This window comes from Novosphingobium ovatum, assembly GCF_009909235.1.
Taxonomy (GTDB): Bacteria; Pseudomonadota; Alphaproteobacteria; order Sphingomonadales; family Sphingomonadaceae; genus Novosphingobium; species Novosphingobium ovatum.
The window spans coordinates 304,107-323,009 of sequence record NZ_JAAAPO010000003.1 but is presented as its reverse complement, the minus strand read 5'-3'; the positions used below and the strand labels follow the sequence as shown (position 1 = coordinate 323,009).

18 protein-coding genes are annotated in these 18,903 nt (G+C 64.9%); 2 read left to right on the top strand and 16 right to left on the bottom strand.

Annotated features, from left to right (window positions below):
• Positions 1-17 precede the first annotated feature (17 nt).
• The 16 genes from GTZ99_RS09120 to GTZ99_RS09045 all read right to left on the bottom strand — a co-directional run bounded on the left by GTZ99_RS09120 (position 18) and on the right by GTZ99_RS09045 (position 16,969).
• Positions 18-1,025 carry an alcohol dehydrogenase catalytic domain-containing protein gene (locus GTZ99_RS09120; RefSeq protein WP_161718062.1) on the bottom strand — a complete coding sequence of 336 codons (1,008 nt, stop codon included), beginning with the start codon at positions 1,023-1,025 and terminating at the stop codon, positions 18-20.
• Positions 1,026-1,066: 41 nt separating this feature from the next.
• A complete protein-coding gene (locus GTZ99_RS09115) occupies positions 1,067-2,185 on the bottom strand; it encodes an NAD(P)-dependent alcohol dehydrogenase (RefSeq protein WP_161718060.1) in 1,119 nt (372 codons plus the stop codon).
• A 51-nt stretch (positions 2,186-2,236) separates the two neighbouring features.
• On the bottom strand, positions 2,237-3,079 hold the full coding sequence (locus GTZ99_RS09110; protein ID WP_161718058.1) for an SDR family NAD(P)-dependent oxidoreductase: 843 nt from the start codon (positions 3,077-3,079) through the stop codon (positions 2,237-2,239).
• Between the two features lie 12 nt (positions 3,080-3,091).
• Entirely contained in the window at positions 3,092-3,628 is a 537-nt protein-coding gene (locus tag GTZ99_RS09105; RefSeq protein WP_161718056.1) for a 2,4'-dihydroxyacetophenone dioxygenase family protein, read from the bottom strand.
• Between the two features lie 119 nt (positions 3,629-3,747).
• Positions 3,748-4,503, bottom strand: coding sequence for an SDR family NAD(P)-dependent oxidoreductase (locus tag GTZ99_RS09100; protein ID WP_227711212.1), 756 nt, complete (start codon positions 4,501-4,503; stop codon positions 3,748-3,750).
• Between the two features lie 25 nt (positions 4,504-4,528).
• On the bottom strand, positions 4,529-5,458 hold the full coding sequence (locus GTZ99_RS09095; RefSeq protein ID WP_161718054.1) for an MBL fold metallo-hydrolase: 930 nt from the start codon (positions 5,456-5,458) through the stop codon (positions 4,529-4,531).
• Positions 5,458-7,089, bottom strand: a complete 1,632-nt coding sequence (locus GTZ99_RS09090; protein ID WP_161718052.1) for an FAD-binding oxidoreductase — start codon at positions 7,087-7,089, stop codon at positions 5,458-5,460. The genes GTZ99_RS09095 and GTZ99_RS09090 overlap by 1 nt, the downstream gene beginning before the upstream one ends.
• Positions 7,086-7,424, bottom strand: a complete 339-nt coding sequence (locus tag GTZ99_RS09085) for a c-type cytochrome (RefSeq protein WP_161718050.1) — start codon at positions 7,422-7,424, stop codon at positions 7,086-7,088. Before GTZ99_RS09085 ends, GTZ99_RS09090 begins: the two co-directional genes overlap by 4 nt.
• Position 7,425: 1 nt before the next feature.
• Positions 7,426-8,532, bottom strand: a complete 1,107-nt coding sequence (locus tag GTZ99_RS09080; protein ID WP_161718049.1) for an aromatic ring-hydroxylating dioxygenase subunit alpha — start codon at positions 8,530-8,532, stop codon at positions 7,426-7,428.
• Between the two features lie 24 nt (positions 8,533-8,556).
• Entirely contained in the window at positions 8,557-9,093 is a 537-nt protein-coding gene (locus GTZ99_RS09075; protein WP_227711211.1) for a 2,4'-dihydroxyacetophenone dioxygenase family protein, read from the bottom strand.
• A gap of 78 nt (positions 9,094-9,171) precedes the next feature.
• Positions 9,172-11,739, bottom strand: coding sequence for a TonB-dependent receptor (locus tag GTZ99_RS09070; RefSeq protein ID WP_161718045.1), 2,568 nt, complete (start codon positions 11,737-11,739; stop codon positions 9,172-9,174).
• A gap of 298 nt (positions 11,740-12,037) precedes the next feature.
• Positions 12,038-12,961 (bottom strand): helix-turn-helix domain-containing protein, encoded by a 924-nt coding sequence (locus tag GTZ99_RS09065; RefSeq protein WP_161718043.1) that lies wholly within the window; start codon positions 12,959-12,961, stop codon positions 12,038-12,040.
• A gap of 56 nt (positions 12,962-13,017) precedes the next feature.
• Positions 13,018-14,268, bottom strand: a complete 1,251-nt coding sequence (locus tag GTZ99_RS09060) for an MFS transporter (protein ID WP_161718041.1) — start codon at positions 14,266-14,268, stop codon at positions 13,018-13,020.
• An 11-nt stretch (positions 14,269-14,279) separates the two neighbouring features.
• Positions 14,280-14,849: a VOC family protein gene (locus GTZ99_RS09055; RefSeq protein WP_161718039.1), complete on the bottom strand. Its 570-nt coding sequence runs from the start codon at positions 14,847-14,849 to the stop codon at positions 14,280-14,282.
• Positions 14,850-14,933: 84 nt separating this feature from the next.
• A complete protein-coding gene (locus GTZ99_RS09050; protein ID WP_161718036.1) occupies positions 14,934-15,950 on the bottom strand; it encodes a zinc-dependent alcohol dehydrogenase family protein in 1,017 nt (338 codons plus the stop codon).
• A 104-nt stretch (positions 15,951-16,054) separates the two neighbouring features.
• The gene (locus GTZ99_RS09045) at positions 16,055-16,969 is read right to left on the bottom strand and encodes a helix-turn-helix domain-containing protein (RefSeq protein ID WP_227711210.1); all 915 of its coding nucleotides are present in this window, start codon (positions 16,967-16,969) and stop codon (positions 16,055-16,057) included.
• Positions 16,970-17,157: 188 nt separating this feature from the next.
• On the opposite strand from GTZ99_RS09045, the gene GTZ99_RS09040 reads away from it, so the two are divergent.
• On the top strand, positions 17,158-18,423 hold the full coding sequence (locus tag GTZ99_RS09040) for a Tm-1-like ATP-binding domain-containing protein (RefSeq protein ID WP_227711209.1): 1,266 nt from the start codon (positions 17,158-17,160) through the stop codon (positions 18,421-18,423).
• An 8-nt stretch (positions 18,424-18,431) separates the two neighbouring features.
• Positions 18,432-18,902 carry an acetyl-CoA carboxylase biotin carboxyl carrier protein gene (locus GTZ99_RS09035; RefSeq protein WP_161718035.1) on the top strand — a complete coding sequence of 157 codons (471 nt, stop codon included), beginning with the start codon at positions 18,432-18,434 and terminating at the stop codon, positions 18,900-18,902.
• Position 18,903: the final 1 nt, after the last annotated feature.

Genomic DNA, 18,903 nt, shown 5'->3' with positions numbered 1-18,903 from the left:
GCGCCCCGCCCCCTGTCTTACGCCATCGGTGCGATCAGCACCTTGCAGTCGTGTGTGCGTTTGCGCAGCGCCTCGAACCGGTCGGGCGTGGCGTCCAGACTGATCGTGTCGGTCACCAGATGGCGGGGCTCCGCCGCGCCGCTGGCCAATGCGTCCAGCGCCGCCTCATATTCCTGTTGCAAGAAGAACGCGCTGGTGATCAGCGTGACCTCTTTTTGCAGCATGGCAAAGGTGTTCAGGCTGTCGGGCCGCGTGCACAGGCCCAGCAACACAATGCGCCCGCGATTGGCCACCTGCGCCACCGCCTGCTGGATCAGTCCCGGTACGCCCACGCATTCAAACACCACATCGGCCGGGCCGCCCATGGCGCGGATTGCCGCGCCCACCGGGTCTTCGCGATCGGCGACATAGCCGGTCGCGCCCATCGCCAGCGCACGCTCCTGCTGATACAGGCTCAGATCCTGCACCACCACCGCCCGCGCGCCGCGCCGCCGCGCCCAGAACGCCACGGCAAGGCCAATCGGCCCGGCGCCCAGAACCAGCACCCTGTCCCCCGCCTTCATCCCCGACAGGTTCACCCCATGCAGCGCCACGGCCAGCGGCTCGATAATCGCGCCGTCATCCAGACTGGCGCTGTCGGGCAGGCGCACGCATTGGTTGGGGCGCGTGGTGGCATATTCGGCATAGCCCCCGCCCTGCAGGCCGAAATGGGCGCACCACTGCACCTCTCCGCGCCGGCAATAGTCGCAATGGCCGCAGGATTTGAGCGGGCTGACGGCCACCCGGTCGCCCAGCTTCAGCCCCTCCACCCCGCGCCCCAGCGCCACCACCTCACCAGCGAATTCATGCCCCAGCACCGTGCCCGCCCCCGCGCCATAGGCCGGGTCCTCGGTCATGTGCAGGTCCGAACCACAGATGCCGCAGCGCCCAACGCTGACCACCACCTCGCCCTCGCCCGGTGTGGGATCGGGCAAGGTGTCAACGGTCAGCGGCCGGTGCAGGCCTTGCATCACTACGGCGCGCATTACTGCGCACCTTGGGGCATAACAACGGCGCGCATGGCCGATCAGCCCTCCGCCATGATCAGCACGGGCTTGACCACTTCGCCGCTTTCGCCCGCGTGGATCGCCGCGTTGATGTCGTCGAAACGGAACGCCCGGATCAGCTTGTCATATGGGAAGCGCCCGGCCAGATGATGCTCGATCAGTTCGGGCAGGAAGCCGAACAGATCGGAATCGCCGCCCAGAATGCCGATCACCCGCTTGCCGCCGCCCATCAGCGAACTCTCGTTGAACGAGAGCATAGCGTCGGGTGCCGAAGCGCCGACAATGCCCAGAATACCCTTGGGCGCGATCAGCGGGAACACGCCCTCGATGATGCTGGCCAGGCCCGTGTTGTCAAAGGCATAGGCCAGCCCCTGCGGGCACAGCGCGGCGATCTGGGCAATCGGGTCCTCGCGCCCGTTGAAGGTGTGCGTTGCCCCCAGTTCACGCGCCAGCGCCAGACGGTTTTCATGCAGATCGACCGCGATGATCGGGTTGGCCCCGGCGATCTTGGCCGCCATCACCGCGGCCAGACCCACAGCCCCCGCGCCAAAGATGGCGATGGGCATGCCGGCCTGCACCTGCATCGCGCGCAGCACCGCGCCCGCGCCCGTCATCATGCCACAGCCCAGCGGCGAAAGCATGTGCAGTGGGAGATGGGCGGCGCTGTCGGGGATTTTCACCACATTGCGCGCCGTCGCCAGCGCATGGGTGGCAAAGCTGGACTGGCCAAAGAAATTGCCATGCACCACCTCGTCCCCGGCGTGCAGCGTGGGGCTGCCATCGGCGCGCGCGCCCATGAAATTATGCGGGAAAAAGTTGTAGCAATAGGTCGGGCTGTGATCGTGACAGCACGGGCAGGTGCCGCAGGAGTTAAAGCTCATCAGCACGCGGTCGCCCACCTTGACATGGGTGACATCGGCGCCAACGGCCTCGACCACACCGGCGCCCTCATGGCCCAGCACGATCGGCAACGGGGTCGGCAATTGCCGGTCGCGCACCGCCAGATCGGTGTGACAGATGCCGCTGCCGTGGATTTTCACCAGCACTTCATCGGCGCGCGGCGCGTCCAGCGTCAGCGTTTCCAGCGTAAAGGGCGCATCGGTCGAACGGCAAACGGCGGCGGTAACGGTTGTGGTCACAAACAGCTCCTGTGTGGCGGGGGCGCGACCCAAGCCGCGCCCCCGCACTGATTACCCGAAATGGCCCAGCATCATGCCGCCATCGATCACGACATGGCTACCGGTCATATAGTTGGACGCGTCAGACGCCAGCAGCAAGGCCAAAGGCTTGATCTGGTCCGTCTCGGCCATGCGGCCCAGCGGGACGATGGCGTCCCACGCGGCGCGCGCGACAGGGTCCTTTTTCACCCAGCCGCCGCCGATGTTGGTGACAAACGGCCCCGGCGCGATGGCATTGATGCGGATGCCGAATTCGGCCAGCTCCAGCCCCAGCGCGCGGACCATGTGCAGCACGCCAGCCTTGGTCGGCATATAGGGGATGCCCACGATCGGTTCGGTCACCAGCCCCGCGTTTGACGCGGTGCAGACGATCGATCCGCCCCGCCGCCCACCATTTTCGCCCGTGTTGCGCTTCATCAGCGCCACCGACGAGCGGATGGTGTTATAGGCGCCGGTCAGGTTGATCGCCACGGTCCGGTCCCACAAAGCGGGATCGAACGTGTCGATCTGGCCATCGGGCGCGCGATGGCCCGCCGGAGTCCAGAACCCCGGCCCCAGCCCCACGCCCGCATTGGCAAAGGCGATGTCCAGCCCGCCATAGGCCGCATCATGCGCGGCAAAGACGGCTTCCGTCTCGGCGCGGTCGGACACGTCCAGCCGCGCCCAGCGCACGTCAAAGCCCTCACCCTTCAGCCGCTCACCCTCGCGCGCGGCGTCGTCCGGGTTGACGTCGGTCAGCGTGACACGCACCCCCGCCTCGGCCAGCGTCTCGACATAGGCAAGGCCGATGCCGCTGGCGCCACCGGTGACGATGGCGCTGCGACCCGCGATGTCGAATTGGTTCAAAACGCCCATCGCGCCCGCCCCTTAGACGTACAGCTTGGGGTTGATGGGGATGTTGTTTTCGCGGCAATAGGTCTCGTAATGGTTGATGAACCACCACACGTCGCAGGTCTCGACGTAATTGGCCTGATCGTCGAAAAAGTCGATCGGGCCCTGCATCCAGCCGAACAGTTTGCAGCCCTCGGGGTGTTCGGTGACCAGCGTGTGGCTTTCGCCCGGCACTTCCAGGATCAAACCGCCCGGCGTCGCGGTCCAGTCATATTCCAGATAGCGCACGCTGCCCTCCAGGCAGACCATGGTGATCGTGCCGCGATGCAGGTGGGTGCCGACCACGCCGGGGCCCTTGACCCACAGGATGTTCGAAAACAGCCCCTGACGCACGTCAAAGGCCAGATGCTTGATCGCCGCGCCTTCGCCAAAAGGCACCCACGGGCTGTCAACGTCGGTCTGCGCGTCGATATAGCGGCCACCCGGGCTCAGCCGGTCAACCAGCGCCTTGTGCGCGAACTTCACATCAACGATCTCGGCCTTGCTCGAAGGCGGTGCAGTCATAACGGCCATGACATTCTCTCCATTTGTTCAGTGCTTTGCCGCGCGGAATGGGTGTGAGGCGCGGCGTCATGAATCTGTCAGTAATACATATATGGGATCGGGCACTTGGCAAGCGCCGATCAGGGGTCTCAGTGCGCGGTCTGCCCGCCATCGATCACGAAAGTCGCGCCGTTGACAAAGCTGGCCCCGTCCGAACACAGATGCAGCACGGTCCCCGCCATCTCTTGCGGCTGCGCGGCGCGGCCAGAGATGTTGTTGGCAAAGAACATGCTGGTGAATTCGTTGCTGTCGGCCCAATGCTGCGTCATAGGTGTCACGACAAAGCCGGGCGCGATGCAATTGGTGCGGATACCCTTTTGCGCATATTCCACCGCCGCCGCCTTGGTCAGGCCGGCGACCGCGTGTTTCATCGCGCAATAGGCGCTCATGTTCGGGTCCGCGATCAGCGCGCCAACGCTGGCGGTGTTGACAATGGCCCCGCCGCCCACGGTCAGGAAGTGGCGGATTTCGGCCTGCATGGCGTAAAACACGCCCTTGAAATCAACATCAATCGCCAGATCCAGCTCGTCCTGCGTCACCTCGTGGATGGGGCGCTGGGGCGGCAGCACGCCCGCGTTGTTGAACGCGCAATCCATCCGTCCAAAGCGTTCGACGCAATCGGCCACCAGCGCGTCCAGCGCCGCCGGGTCACGCACATCAGTGTGGCGGAACGCGGCCTGCCCACCGGCCGACAGGATCATCTGCACCGTTTCCTCGGCGCGGGGGTCCACATCGCCGATCATCACCGCCGCGCCCTCATCGGCAAAGGCGATGGCGGTTGCCCGGCCGATGCCCGTCGCGCCGCCCGTGATCAGCACGGCCTTGCCCTCAAACCTGCGCATCATCTCTCAACATCCTCTATGTTATGGCTTATTCAGCCCAAGGCGGCGTTTCGCCCTTGGCCACGCGCGACGAATTGCCCAGCAGGAAGTCGCCCAGAATATCGATCGCATCAGGGAATTGTTTGGCCACCGCCGCGCGCAGTTCGGCCGAATTGCGCGATTTGGCCACCAGCCCCGGCCACGCCGCGATATAGGCGCGGCTGAAATTCAGGCCCGAAATGTCATTGGCCAACCCCGGCTTGGCATGACCGGCCACCACCATGTCAGGCTGCAACGCGGCCAGTTGGTCCAATGATCGGCCCCATGCGGCGATGTCGGCGGCGCTGTGTTCGCCCATCCACAAATACATCTGGTTATACACCAGATCGCCGGCAAACAGCGCCTTGATCGAAGGCGCCCACAGCGCGGTGGCGTGGGTGTGATCGCCCGCCATCGGGCCGATCACTTTCAACTCACGCCCCTCCAGCAGGATCGTGTCGCTGGTCAACGCGGCGGGCGCGCTGGGGCTGCGCGGGCCGTTGGGGCCCAGCATCGGGCTCCAGCGCTTGACCTTGTACGGCAGTGATTTCCAGATATCGGCCACGACCACGGGATGGGCCACGATCTGCACATCGGGGAACGCCTGCCGGATCACCTCCATCGCAAAGAAATGGTCCGGGTGGTCGTGCGTGACAAACACGTGAGTCAGGTGCTTGCCACTGTCCAGCACCATGGCCACCACCCGATGCGCATCGGCCATGGTGAAGGGCGCATCGACCAGCACCGCGTCCCTTTCGCCCGAAATCAGCGCGATATTGGCATAGAGCGAGCCGGCCGAGGTGCGCAGCACCTCCACCTTGAGCGGCGCCTGCACCGGGGCGGCGACGGTGGCCGCCGGGGCGGGCTGGGCCAGCGCCCCGCCCACCGGCATCCCCGCCAGCACCGCCGCCGCCGCGGCCATCCACCAGCGCGCGCGCATCAGGCGATCCCCGACTTGCCGGGGGCAAGGATGTGGTTGGGGTCCAGCGCCGCCTTGATCGCGTCATTCACCGCGCGGTTGGTCGCGCCATATTGCTGCGCCACCAGATCCATCGCATGCACGCCCGTGCGGTACGAAGCCCAGCCCTGATCGCCAAAGCCGGTCACCAATTCGCGGTAACAGGCATCGGCGCGCTTCTCTTCCTCGGGGTCGGACTTGTCGAACAACAGCGCGATGATGTGGTGCAACTCGCGGCTGCCGATGGCAAAGGCGCTGGTGTAATCGAACCCGTATTTGCCCAGAATCTGCTTGGCCAATGCGATCTGGCCCTGAGTCTCGCTGCCCTTGGCCGGGGCCACAGGGGCGAACCACGCCAGACCGCCGCCATTGCCCTTCCACCTGGCCAACCCGATTTCCTCCAGGCTAAGGCCGCCCTGCATCAGCGTGGCGTGGTGGTGGAACCACGGGTTGTCGTGCATCTGCTCCTGCGTCATCACCTCGCCGTCGATGGCGGCAAAGGCGCCGCGCACGATCTTCTCGCTTTCGGCGATCATGCCTTCGGTGCCGTACAGCGCGAAATAGGTGTTCCACATGCCCAGATCATGCGCGGCGGCAAATTTGGCCACTTCAGCGTCCGAGACGGGCGCGGTGCTTTGCGTCACCTCACTCCGGCGGTGGAACATCGCCAACTGGTACGCCGCCGACATCATCAGCACCACGTTGGGGATGATGTTGTTGATCCGCATCGGGCGCATCGCCTCGACGATGCGGGGCAGATCCTCGACCTTCTTGTGGCGCACGACCATGGGTTTGTAGACCGGCGGCTTGGGCATCAGCCACATGCCCATCTTGGTCACCACGCCGAAATTCGACTGGGTGAAGATGCCGTCCAGATAGGGACCATAGCCCCATTTGAAGGCCTGCCACGCGCTGGGATTCTTGGTGCTGCCCATGCCCGTTTTCAGGATTTCGCCATTGGCCAGAACGACTTCCATGCCGCACTGGACCATGAAATGCTCACCATATGGCGTATAGCCCACGCCCCGGTCCAGCGTGTTGCCCACCGGCGAAACGATCGGGCCAACGGTGGGCACGTCGATCCACAGCGGGATGTTGTGCTCGTCCAGATAGTCTTTCAACTGCTGGTACGTCACGCCCGGCTCGACCAGCGCGGTGCACAGCTCGGGGTCGACGTTCAGGATGCGGTTCATCCGTTTGAGGTCCAGCACCACCTGCCCCGGCATCGCCGTGCTGGTCATGCCATAGCCCATGTTCTTTCCGGTGGAGACCGGCCAGACGGGCTGGCGGTACTGGTTGGCGATTTTCAGGATCGCCTGTACTTCCTCAACACTGGCGGGGCACACCGCGCCCACCGGACGGTGACGGCCGCTGGGGTCGGGCAGGTAATTCTTGGCATAGGGCAGGACGGCCATCGCATCGCCCGACACCCATTGGTCGCCCACCACGGCGCGCATCGCCTTGAGCGCGCCCGCCAGATCCCCGCGCGAGACGCCCGGCGCCAGCATCGCGCCCTCACCAGTGGGGCCGGCCATTGCCGTGCCGGCCACCGCCGCCGCGCCCATCACACCCGCGCCCAACAGGCCGCGACGGTCCATTGCGATCCCGCTCACTTGCCCTTCTCCTTCGGGTTGGCCTTGGACTTTTCAATCCAGACGGCCAGATCATTCAGTTCAGCATCGCTGATCTCGCTGGGGCGGAACGAGGGCATCCCGTTCATCCCGCTGCGCACCATCGTCTTGATCAGCGCGGGGGCCAGTTTGCGGCCCAGAATGATCGGGCCGACATTGGTGCCGTGGCAATAGCCGCAGACGCTGGCATACACCTTTTCAGGCGCGCGTTGCGGCAGCGGCTGCCCCAACTCCTGCCCGGCCATAGCGCTGCCAGCGGCCAGCGCGGCGATCACCGCCCCGCCCAGCCCCAGCGCGACACACGCGCTCTTCCTCATGCTAACCCTCCTGTTGTCCGGCCAAAGCGAGGTCGGCTCCGGCCGTGTTATCGTTGTTCTCGGCCTCGATCAGGCGCTGCAAGGCACGGCGGGCGCGCACGCCACCGCCATCGCCTTCCAGCACCAAAGGCCGCAATGCCCAGAAATCCTGCCCCTTCATCAGGCGGTGGCATTCGCGGATCATGGGCAGATCCTCTTCCTCAAAGGCGTATTTCAACGCGCCCAGCATGCCCGCGCTCACCTCGGCGTTGTCCACGGCAAAGTCGCGCGCGGTGGCCCAGATGTAATGCGTCTCATCACCCGTGGCGGGCGTGAACGCGTGCAACGAAGGCAGCGAACGGCAGTCCTCACGCGGGGTCCCCGGCCGCCCGGCGCGATAGTCAAAGAACAAGACCGCCGGCGCCTGCCATTCGACATGGCCATAGAAATCCATGTCGTGCCCGGCCGCGTCAAACAGCGGGGCCAACCCCACCGAGAGCGGCGCGTTATGCTGGACATATTCGGAATGCACCTGGCCGTCCTCCTGCCAGAACCGCCGCTGTCCGGTGGTAAAGGCATCGGCCACCAACGCCGGATGGACGAAATTGGCGTGGGACAGGTCCAGAATGTTGTCGGTGTACAGCTCGTAATGCCCTTCGGCCAGGGTGGCGCCACGCACCACCGCCCAGCGCGGGTCATTCAGCCATGAAAAATCAGGGATCAGCGCCGGATCGGCGCGATCGGCCGCCCCCATCCAGATCCACAACAGCGCGTGCGCCTCGACCAGCGGATAGGACCGCAAGCCGGTGTGCGGCAGCCGCCCTTCGCCCTGCGGGTTGTGGACACAGGCCCCCCGCCCGTCAAAGCGCAGCCCATGATAGGGGCATTCCAGCGCCCCATCGACCACCCGCCCGCGCCCAAGGGCTGCAAAACGGTGCGGACAGCGCCCCTCGACCGCATGGGCCACCCCCTCCGCATCGCGGAACAGGGCCACCGGCTCTTCCAGAAAAATGCGCGACCACGGATCATTGCCCAGATCCGATGCCCAACCAGCCACATACCACGCATTGCGCAAATAGCGCCCCGGCGTTGCGGCGGCAGTCAGGCGGGGCGTGTGCGAGCTCTCCATGATCGCGCCCTTTCCTGTCAGTGCTTAACGGATCAGCGTATCGACATAATCCGCCCCGATACCCACCGCGTCATAATGCGCGCGGGCGGCGGCGATATAATCGAACACATCGTAATGGCCGGTGGTGTTGCCATCCTCGTCCAGCCACATCAGCGGGCCGGACACGACAAAGAACACCTTCATCGGATCGGGATGGTCATAGCAGACCAGCGTGTGGCTCTCGCCAGGCGTTTCATAGATGAAATCGCCTGCGGTCGCGGTCCAGTCATGCTCCAGATAGGCCCACTTGCCGCTGATGGTGTAGGCCCAGATCGGGTGTGGGTGATAGTGGCGGTTGACGATGCCGGGACCGGTGCACATCAGCACGTCGGCCCACATGTTCTTGGCCGGGCTGATCCACACAGGCTTGGACGAGACGGTCTCGGAGATCGGCACCCAATAGCGCGGGTCGCCCTCGGCGATCTTGTGGTGGTACACTTCGGGCAAAGCGCCCTCGCGGAACACCTTCTCGACCGGCTTGATATCCTTCCAGAATTCGGAATGGGCGGTTTCGGGCATCATGGCCTCCACGCAAATGTCAGGAAAAAGGGAACCGGGGCGCGACGGACCCGTCAGGCCGCCCCGGTTCAGGCAGGGTTCTTAGAACTTGACGCCGATGCGGGCATACCATTCGGCCGGACGGCTGTAGGTGCCGTAGATCTGGCCGCCGGCCACCTGCGCCTGACCCGTGACGAGGTAACGCTCGTTGGTCAGGTTGGTGCCGCCCACGGTGATGTCATAACGGCCGCCCGGCGCCTTCCACGTGACCGAGGCGTTGATGATATCGGTCGCCTTGCGGTTCAGCAGGAAAGTGCCTTCGGTGTCGTTGCGCATCTCGCTGGTGTGGGTCCAGTCAGCCAGGAACACCACCTTGCCATCGCCCACCGGCACTTCGTAGCGCGGCGAAACGTTGATTTTCCAATGCGGTGCCTTGGGCAGGTCCGAACCGACCGCGATACCGGCCTGCAACGGGTTGCTGGCCACAAACGCGGTGTTGTTGTTGCACGAGGCGCGCAGGCCGCTCTGACCGCAGATATAGGTGTAATGCGCGTCCAGATAGGCGATGCTGCCCTGGATGGTGAAGCCACCACCAGGGGCGGCGGTCACTTCCAGTTCGGCGCCCTTGATGCTGGCGTCGCCCAGGTTGGCCACCGTCGGCGAGACGCCCTGCTGCTGGTTCAACTGGATGCCGTCATACTTGGTCGAGAAGATCGCCGCGTTGATCTGCAACTTGCGGTTCAACAGCGTCGACTTGATGCCCAGCTCCCAGGTTTCGGCGTGTTCAGGGCCAAAGGTGGGCGCCAGAGGCAGCGGGTTCGACAGACGGGTCGTCCAGCCACCGGTCTTGTAGCCGCGCGACCACGAGCCATAGATCATCACATCGCGGGCGGGGCGCAACTGGATGCCAGCCTTGGGGCTGAAGTTGTTGAACGACTGCGCGGTGGGCGTGGTCGGGTAATAATCGAACAGCGAGTAGGACGGGTTCGGGAAGCCCAGCGCCGAGGCGCAGGCGGCCGACACCGGCATACAGTTGAACAGCTTGTAGTTGAAGCCGTTCACGTCCGACTGGAAGCCGTAATATTCCTTGTCTTCATGGGTATAGCGGCCACCCAGCGTCAGGCTGAGCAGATCGCTGACCTTGAAGTCCAGCTGGCCGTAACCGGCATAGTTCACCGTCTTGACGCGGCCCGGACCATCAACCTGCAACAGGCCCTCGGCAAAGGTCACATAGTCATGCAGATCGCCCGCTTCCTTGAAGCCATAGGCGCCCAGCACATATTTCAGGCGACCGTCCATCGCGGTGCCGGTCAGCTGCAGCTCCTCGCTCATCTGATACTGGCTGACCAGGAAGCTGGTCTGCAGCATCTCGAGCGGCGAACCGTCGAGGTCGACGCCAGCGGCAAAGTCCACCTTGCGGTAGGAGCTGATCGACTTGAGCGTGCCGATGCCGACATCACCTTCGAGCACCAGCGAGAGACCCCACTGATTCAGGCGCGAGAAGTTGTTGCCGTTGGCATAGGTGGTGTCGATATTGCCGGTCGAGGCGTTCGACATGTTATACGGCAGACGGTTGGTCGCACCGCCCAGCGCGCCCAGCGTGCCAAAGCCGTTGACGCTGCTGCGCGGGCCGCACAGATTGCCGGCGTTGCGCGCCGCGATCTGCGAGGGCGTGGCCGAAATACAGAAGTTGTACAGGCCCGCAAACAGCCAGCCCGACGAGCCGGTGGTCACATCCAGCGCCGTGCCCGGAATGTTGTTGGCAGCCAGACCGGCAAAAGGCCCGGCAACGCCTTCGGTGGTCGCCAGAACGGTGTTCGGGGTCGAATCCTGGTTCACATGGGTATAGTCGGCGGTAAAGGTCGCCTTCAGCCCGTTGCCATTATCCCACTTCAACTTGCCACGCAGCGACCAGCTGTTGTCACCGCCCTGCGTGTTCGACCCGGTCGAATAACCGGCCGCCGGGAAAGAGGTAAAGCCATCCGTCACATAGGGCGTCGCACTGCGGAACGGAATGCGGTGCTGATAGCCGTCACGGTTCATGATGCCAAAGGTCACCGACGAGCTGAGCTGGTCGTTGATCGGCATGTCGATCATGCCGCGCGCCTGCAGGCGGTGGAACGAACCGGTGGTGACATCGCCCTGGAACTTGAATTCCTTGCCCGGCTCATGCGTGACGATGCTGATCGCGCCACCGATGGTGTTACGGCCAAACAGCGTGCCCTGCGGGCCCTTCAGCACTTCGATGCGCTCGACGTCCAGCAGGTCCTGGTTGGCGCCGACCGAACGGGCCAGATAGACGCCATCCAGATAGACGCCCACCGCCGGGTCGATGTTGAAGGCAAAGTCGGCAGAACCCACGCCACGGATCGAGGCGCCCAGCACCGCGGTCGAGCCCGAGAACGGCGTCGAGGCGTCCAGCGTCACATTGGGCGAAATGCCCGACAGTGCCGACACGTCCGAAACAGCGCGTTCTTTCAACGCCGTAGCGGTAAAGGCCGAAATGGCGATGGGCACGTTCTGCACGCTTTCCGCACGCTTTTGCGCGGTCACGACGATTTCGGCGATGCCACCTTGTGCCGGGGCCGGCGCGCCGCCCTGCGCCTGCGCAAAGGCGGGGCTGGCGAACAGCACCGACATGGCCGTGGCAGCGAGAATCTTTGTCCTCATTCTTACTCTCCCTCTCCGATTCACCCGGCGTTGGGCCGGTGTCGTCTGATTTTTCAGGTGTTAGCGGAGAGCAATGGCCCGCCGCTTGGACTGGCGCGCAAGCGGGTGGGACACAGGCGCAAACGGCGCGTCAATATTTCACAGCATGGAATTTGCTGCGGCAATGCTGCAATCTGGCCACAGTGCTGTGACCATGAAAACAGGGCGCCGATGCGTTGACACCGGCGCCCTGTTGGCAATCGCCGGACAAACCGGCACGTATTTTGTTGTCAATGACGACAATAAGGATGCGTTTACATCAGTGCTGCGCGCGATATTGGGTAGGCGTCAGGCCAAAGTGCTGACGGAAACAGCGCGCAAAATACCCGCTATCGGAAAAACCCAGATCAAAGGCGATGGCCGTCACGCTGGCCACCGGATTGACCACCAGCATCTCGGCCGCGCGTTCCAACCGGCGCGAGAGGATGAACGCGCTGGGCGTGGTGCCCATGCCGGCAAACAGGTTCTGGATCGTGCGCACCGACACCCCCGCCTCGGCGGCCAGTTCGGCGGTGCCCAGCGTGGGGTCATGCAGCTTCGTCTCGATCACGCGCAACACCCGCTGGCCCAGCGCGGCGGCGGTGGGCTGGTGCATCTCCATCCCCCGCACCGCCAGCGACACCAGATCCAGAAACACATTGCACACGCCCGCCTGCCATTCGGGGTCGGCCTGGGTCTGGTTGCCCTGTTGCCACAGTGACAGGATGAAACTGTGCAGCATCCGGCTGGAAGGCGCATTGCCCGGAATGCGGCGCGACATCACATCGTCCAGCTTGGGCAGGCGCGCGGCCAGCCCGGCGCGCGGAAATTCCACCACCAGGAATTCGTGGTCCAGCAGGTCGATGCGATAGGGCTCGTCCGCGCTGGACAGGACAAAATCGCCCACATTCAATTCGGCCGCACGGCCAAACTGTTCATGGCGCGACCGGCCGGAATGCTGGAAATGCAACACCACCCGCTCGCTGCGCTCTCCGGTCGGGCGGCGCGTCACCAGCGAGCTGCGCGAACGCGGGCGGATCATCGTCAGATCCCCCAGCGTCCAGCGCAGCATCTCGGCCTCGAAATGGGCGTGCCGCCGGTCGACCAGCGTCCCCGGATAGGTCTGGTCGGTCAACCGGTTCCAGAAATCCAGCCGATCACAATCGGCCACATCGGCGGTAGAGAAGCGTTCGATCTGACTCATGGCTTTGCTCTCCCGCGCCGCCCACACCGGGGCGGCGCACATGTCTCAACCCGTCATCATTGCGCGGCGGCCAAAGCGCCACCGGCCGATTGCGCGCGCCGTGCCAATACCGCTGGCGCCGATTCCCGCAGCCCAAAGGCCAGCACCGCCGCCACCGTCGTCAGCCCGGCCATGATCCACAACGGTGCCGACAAACCGTAATGGTCCGCCGCCGCCCCCGCGATAAAGGGCGAGAGCACCCCGCCCAGCACTTCGCCCGTGCCCATGACCATGCCGGTCAGCGTCGCGGCCAGCCGGGGATCGACCGATTCCGCCGGGATCGTGGCCATGAACATCGGGAACACCCCGTTCAGCCCCCAGCCAAAGAAGAAGATTGCCGCCAGCACCCACAGGCTGCCGTGGAAATACATCGCCCCCAGCGGCAGGATCAGCCCCAGCACCGAGAAGAACACCATCACCGGCTTGCGTCCCACCGCATCGGAAATGGCGGGCACCAGCGCGCTGCCCAGCCCCGCCGACAGGCCCAGCGTCGCCATCAGCCAGCCCATGGTCCCCGCGTCAAACCCGCGCACCTTGGTCAGGAACAGCGGCATGAACGCCCAGCACACCACCAGATAGGACACCAGCAGCACCGCAATCGCCGAGCACAACAGCACGTTGCGATTGGCAAAAGCTTCCTTCAGGCTGACCTTGGGATGCTCCTCATGCTCGGCCTCGGCCGGCGGTTCGCGCAGCGTGATCCAGATCAGCACCGCCGTCACCAGACCGGGCAGCGCCGCCAGATAGAACCCCGTGCGCCAGTCCCACGTCAGCGCGATCCACACCAGCACCAGTGGCGCGACAAAACTGCCCAGCAGGTTCGAGCCCAGATTCTGGCCAATCCCCATCGCCATGCCGCGCCATTTTGGCTCGACCTCGGCGACGATCATCGCGTGGCTGACGGGCATGATGCCGCCTTCGGCCACGCCCATCAACAGACGCGAGGCCAGCAGGATCAGGAAGGTATGCGCCGCGCCCGACACAAACGAGCACAGGCAGAAGGCGATCGAGGCAACCACCACCACGATCTTTTTCTTGCCCAATTTGTCGGACAGCCCGCCGACAATCAGCCCCGAAAGCGCCCATGTCAGCGACAGCGCCGAGGACAGCAGCCCAACAGCGGTATTATCAAACCCCAGATCTTTCTGGATAAAGGGCATCAGGAAACTGGGGGCGTTGCGGTCAAAGAACACAATCCCGAAATTCAGGCTGAGCAGCCCGACCACCCAGGCCTGATAGGCGCCCGAACGACGATAATTCGCGGTCATCACGCGCCTCCTTATACGAAGGGCCGGATCGGGTCAGACCCGTCCCAGCCCTGCCCGGCCTGCCAGAATTTGGTGAAAGCCGCGTCCATGCCGCTGGTCGCCGGGATCAGTTCCAGCATGCCCGGATCATTCACCCCATTGTCCAGATAGGCCACCGCCCCGCCTGTCGGCACATTGGCGCGGAAAGCCAGCGTATAGCCCCGCGCCAGATAGTCCGGCAGCGCCGCATCAACATCGGCCACGCCAATCCCGACATGGTGGAAACCATAGCCGCGCTTGTCGGCGATCTCCTTGTACACCGAAGGCTTGTCATCCAGCGGCTGGATCAGTTCGATGCACAGATTGCCGGCAAAGGCCATGGCGATGGTGACATCGGCCGTGGCCGGCGCGCCGCGATAGACCTGATCGGGCGCCCAGAAATGGTCCAGCAGGAACCACGGCCCCACACCCACATCCTTGATCCACCAGTCGATCGCCGCGCGGATATCCTTGACCACATAGGCCATCTGGATCACCTGCCCCACCCGCTGGCCAAAGCCAAGCGGCGTCCCATCGGCCAGCGGAACGCTTGCCTCTTGCATCCTGTATCTCCCAAATGCGGCGGGGGCTGTTGTCGCCCTCTCGCCTGTATGTATGCGCCCCGTCCGGGCGCTAAAATCTGTGTCTCACAGTGTGATCACCACCTTGCCGAACAGGTCGGGCGAGGATTGGTAGGCCCATGCCGCCTTGGCGTCGGCCATGGGGAAAGTCTTGTCGACCACCGGCTGGATGCCGTGCATGTCGATGAAATCGTTCAGCGCCTGTGCCATCGCGCGCGATCCGACAAAGATGCCGCGGATGCTGGCGCCCTTGAACATCAAGCCGTGGGGATTGGTGTTGCCTTCGCGCGTCAGCACGCCGATCAGCGCGATTTCCCCGGCAAAGCCCACCGCCGCGATGGATTGCGCCAGCGTGCCCGCACCGCCCACCTCGACCACATGTTCAACGCCGGGCTTGCCCGACAGGCGGGCCGCTTCTGCGCCCCATTCGGGCGTCTCGCGGTAATTGATCGTCGCGTCCGCGCCCATTGCGGCAACGCGCGCGCGCTTGTCCTCGCTGCCGCTGGTGGCGATGACATGGGCGCCCGCCGCCTTGGCAATCTGTAGCGCCAACAGCGAAACGCCCCCGGTGCCCAGCACCAGCACATGTTCGCCCGCCGACACGGGGCGCGGCCCCGCCATCAGCGCGTGCCACGCCGTGACCCCGGCGCAAGGCAGACAGGCGGCTTGCTCATAGGTCAGGCTGGCGGCGCAATGCACCGCGCCCTGTTCGGGCAGGACGACATATTCGGCCAGCATCCCCGGCGCGCCTGCCGCGCCCAGCGCCGGCCCTACGCCCGGATTGGGCAACCCATCATAAAAATGCTGGAAAAAGATGCCCGAGGCCCGATCGCCCACCGCAAAGCGCGTGACGCCCGGCCCCACGGCCACGACATCACCCGCGCCATCGGACAAAGGCACGATGTCTTGCGCCACCGGCCCGCCCAGATAGACCCCGCGCACGATCGCCTGATCGCGATAGTTCAGCGAACAGGCGCGCACGCGAATCAGGATCTCGCCCGGGCCGGGGGTGGGGGTGTCCACCTCGACCAGTTCCATTGAATCGAGCGAAACCGCGCCCTTGCGCAGGATCCACGCCTTCATTGCCTTCCCCCTTTGCCTGTTTTTCCGGCCATCGGCCCCACAGGCGACACTTTGTCAGATCGCAGCGTCTGCCAAGCACCCCCTTGGTGCAAGCCCCCCGCGTTTCACCTGGTGAAACCTTCTGCCAATGCGGCGGCCCCGATGCGCGATGCAATGGCTTGCAATGCCTGCAAATGTTGGGCGGCCACCTCTTCCACACGGGCGCGTCGGGTGGGCCATGTGATGTTCAACGCGGCGATCGGCTGACCCCGCCCGCCCCAGCCCGTGCCGTTACCGGGCAGGCACACCGGAACCGCCATCGAACTCTTGCCATCGCGCAGCACCGTCTGGCGGTTGCGGTCGGCCCATGGGTGGTGCGGTTCACGGTTGGAATAGCCGCGCGCGCGCGTGTCGGCGATGATCGCGTGCAGCATCCGCATCCCCTCCTCGTCCGCGTCAATCGGGCGCAGGCGGGCGATGATCGCCTCGCGCTCGACATCGCCACAGGCCGCCAGATAGGCGCGCCCTGTCGCGGTGTGCAGATAGGACAATTTGGCCCCCACCGGCCCCAGATGGGCAAAATCGAACCGCGTCATCGGGCTGTTCGTCTCGATAATGTCCATGTGGTCGTAACGCGGCACGGCGATCACCGAAGGCCACACCACCTTGCTCGACAATTCCACCAGCAGCGGCGAGGCGATCTCGGCCAGGGACACCAGCGCGTCCTCTGGCCGGGCCAGCGCGTGGCGCAGGCTGGGCAGCCACGCCCCATCGGCCAGCCGCCGCCACACCAGACCCTTGGCGCTCAGCGTCTGCAACAGGCGCAGCAATGTCGCCTTGGGCAGGCCCAGCCGGGCGTGCAGCGCGTTCAGGCTGACCCCATGGCCCGGCGCCTCGCGCAAGGCCAGCAACACATCCAGCCCCCGTTCCAGCGCGCGCACCTGTTTCACCCGCGCGCCGGTTGTCCCCGTCACGCTGGCGCGTGGCGTCGTCACCTCGGCCAAGACGGCCGGCGGCGTATCCATGCGGGCATGTTCCATGCGCCCTCTCCCTTTATCCTCACGCGATACTGGCGCAGCGATTGTTTTTGGCAACTGCGTCCGGGTTTCACAGCGTGAAATCTACCTGCTGTTTTGCGATAGGCAATCCCGGATGGGCATGAAAAAGATAAGCCCACAACGAATAAACGCAAATTCATGCGCAACGCATAAGCATAATTCACGAGGGGATGGCCAAGATGACAGGCAGCAAGGCTGCAAACCCGGGCGCGCGTCCACGGGTATTGCTGATCATCACGCAGGATACCAAGGAAGTGGAGGCCCGTTTCCTGCGCCAGACGCTGGAAGGGGCGGGCGTGGATGTGGTCCACCTGGACCCCAGCGTGCGGCGCGATCTGGGCGGCGCGGAAATCGGTCCGAACGATGTGGCCGCCGCCGCCGGCACCACGATCGAGGCGATCCGCGCGCTGGGCCACGAGGGCCATATTCACGAACAGATGATCCGTGGCTCGATCGCGGCCGCCCATGCCTATGCCGCGCAGCATCCGATCAGCGGCATTCTGTCGGTGGGCGGCTCGATGGGCACGGCGCTGGCGGGCGCGCTGATGCAGTCCTTTCCCTATGGCCTGCCCAAGCTGATCGTGTCGACCATGGCGTCCGGGTTCACCAAGCCGTACATGGGCGTCAAGGACATCGCCATGATGAACGCGGTGTGCGACATCGCGGGCGTCAACACCATCAGCCGGGGCGTCTATCGCAATGCGGCGCTGGCGGTGGCAGGCATGGCGCGCGGCTATGACGCCGGGGCGGTGGATGACAAGCCGCTGGTGCTGATGACCACGCTGGGCACCACCGAGGCCGGCACCCGCCGCATCCGCGAGGCGTTGGAGGCCGATGGCTGCGAGGTGATGGTGTTCCATTCCTCGGGCGCGGGCGGGCCGACGCTGGACGCGATTGCCGATGACCGGGTGCCCGCCTTGGTGCTGGACCTGTCGACCACGGAAATCATCGACCACCTGTTTGGCGGGCTGGCCGATGGCGGCCCCGACCGGGGCAAGGCCGGCATGGCCAAGGGCGTGCCCACCATCTGGGCGCCGGGCAATGCCGATTTCATCATCGGCGGCCCGATCGAGGTGTCGCAGGCGCAATATCCCGGCCGTCGCTATCACAAGCATAACCCGCAATTGACCGCCGTGCGCACCAATCTGGACGACCTGAAAAAGCTGGCCGACCATCTGGCCGCGATCACCGCACAGGCGCAGGGGCCGGTCAGCCTGTTCATCCCACTGCACGGCCTGTCCAGCCATGACAGCCCCACCGGGCATATCCACGATCCCTCGCTGCCGGCGCCCTTTGCCGAATATGCGCGGGGCGTGATGCCCGCCAATGTCGATTTCCACACGGTGGACGCGCATTTCAACGATGCCGCCTTTGCCGACGCGATCATTGCCAAGGCCCGCGCCCTGCTGGCGCAGCGCCAATTGCAGAACGCCTGAGAGACACCATGAGCGAGACATTACTCACCCCCGACGACGTGGCCGAGATCGTCGCCATTCTGGATGGCACGCCCTATGGCCGGATCGACATCGCCACCCGCGCCTTCCGCCTGCGGGTGGAGCGTGACGGCGAGGCCGAGGGCGCGCCCTGGCATCAGGAATGGGCCTTTGCCGATGGCGGTGCGGCGGCTGCCGCCGCCCCTGCCCCGGCAGCAGTGGTGCAGGATGTGCCCGAAGGTCTGACGGGCGTGCCCGCCCCCCTGCCCGGCACATTCTATCGCGCCCCCGCGCCGGGCGCCGCGCCCTTTGTGACCGAAGGCGACACCGTGACCGAGGAAACGGTGGTGGGCATTGTCGAAACGATGAAGCTGATGAACCCGGTCCATGCCGGTGTTGCCGGGGTGGTGGTCGCCATCCTTGCCCCCAATGCCATGATGGTGGAGGCGGGACAGCCGCTTCTGCACATCCGCGCGGAGTAAA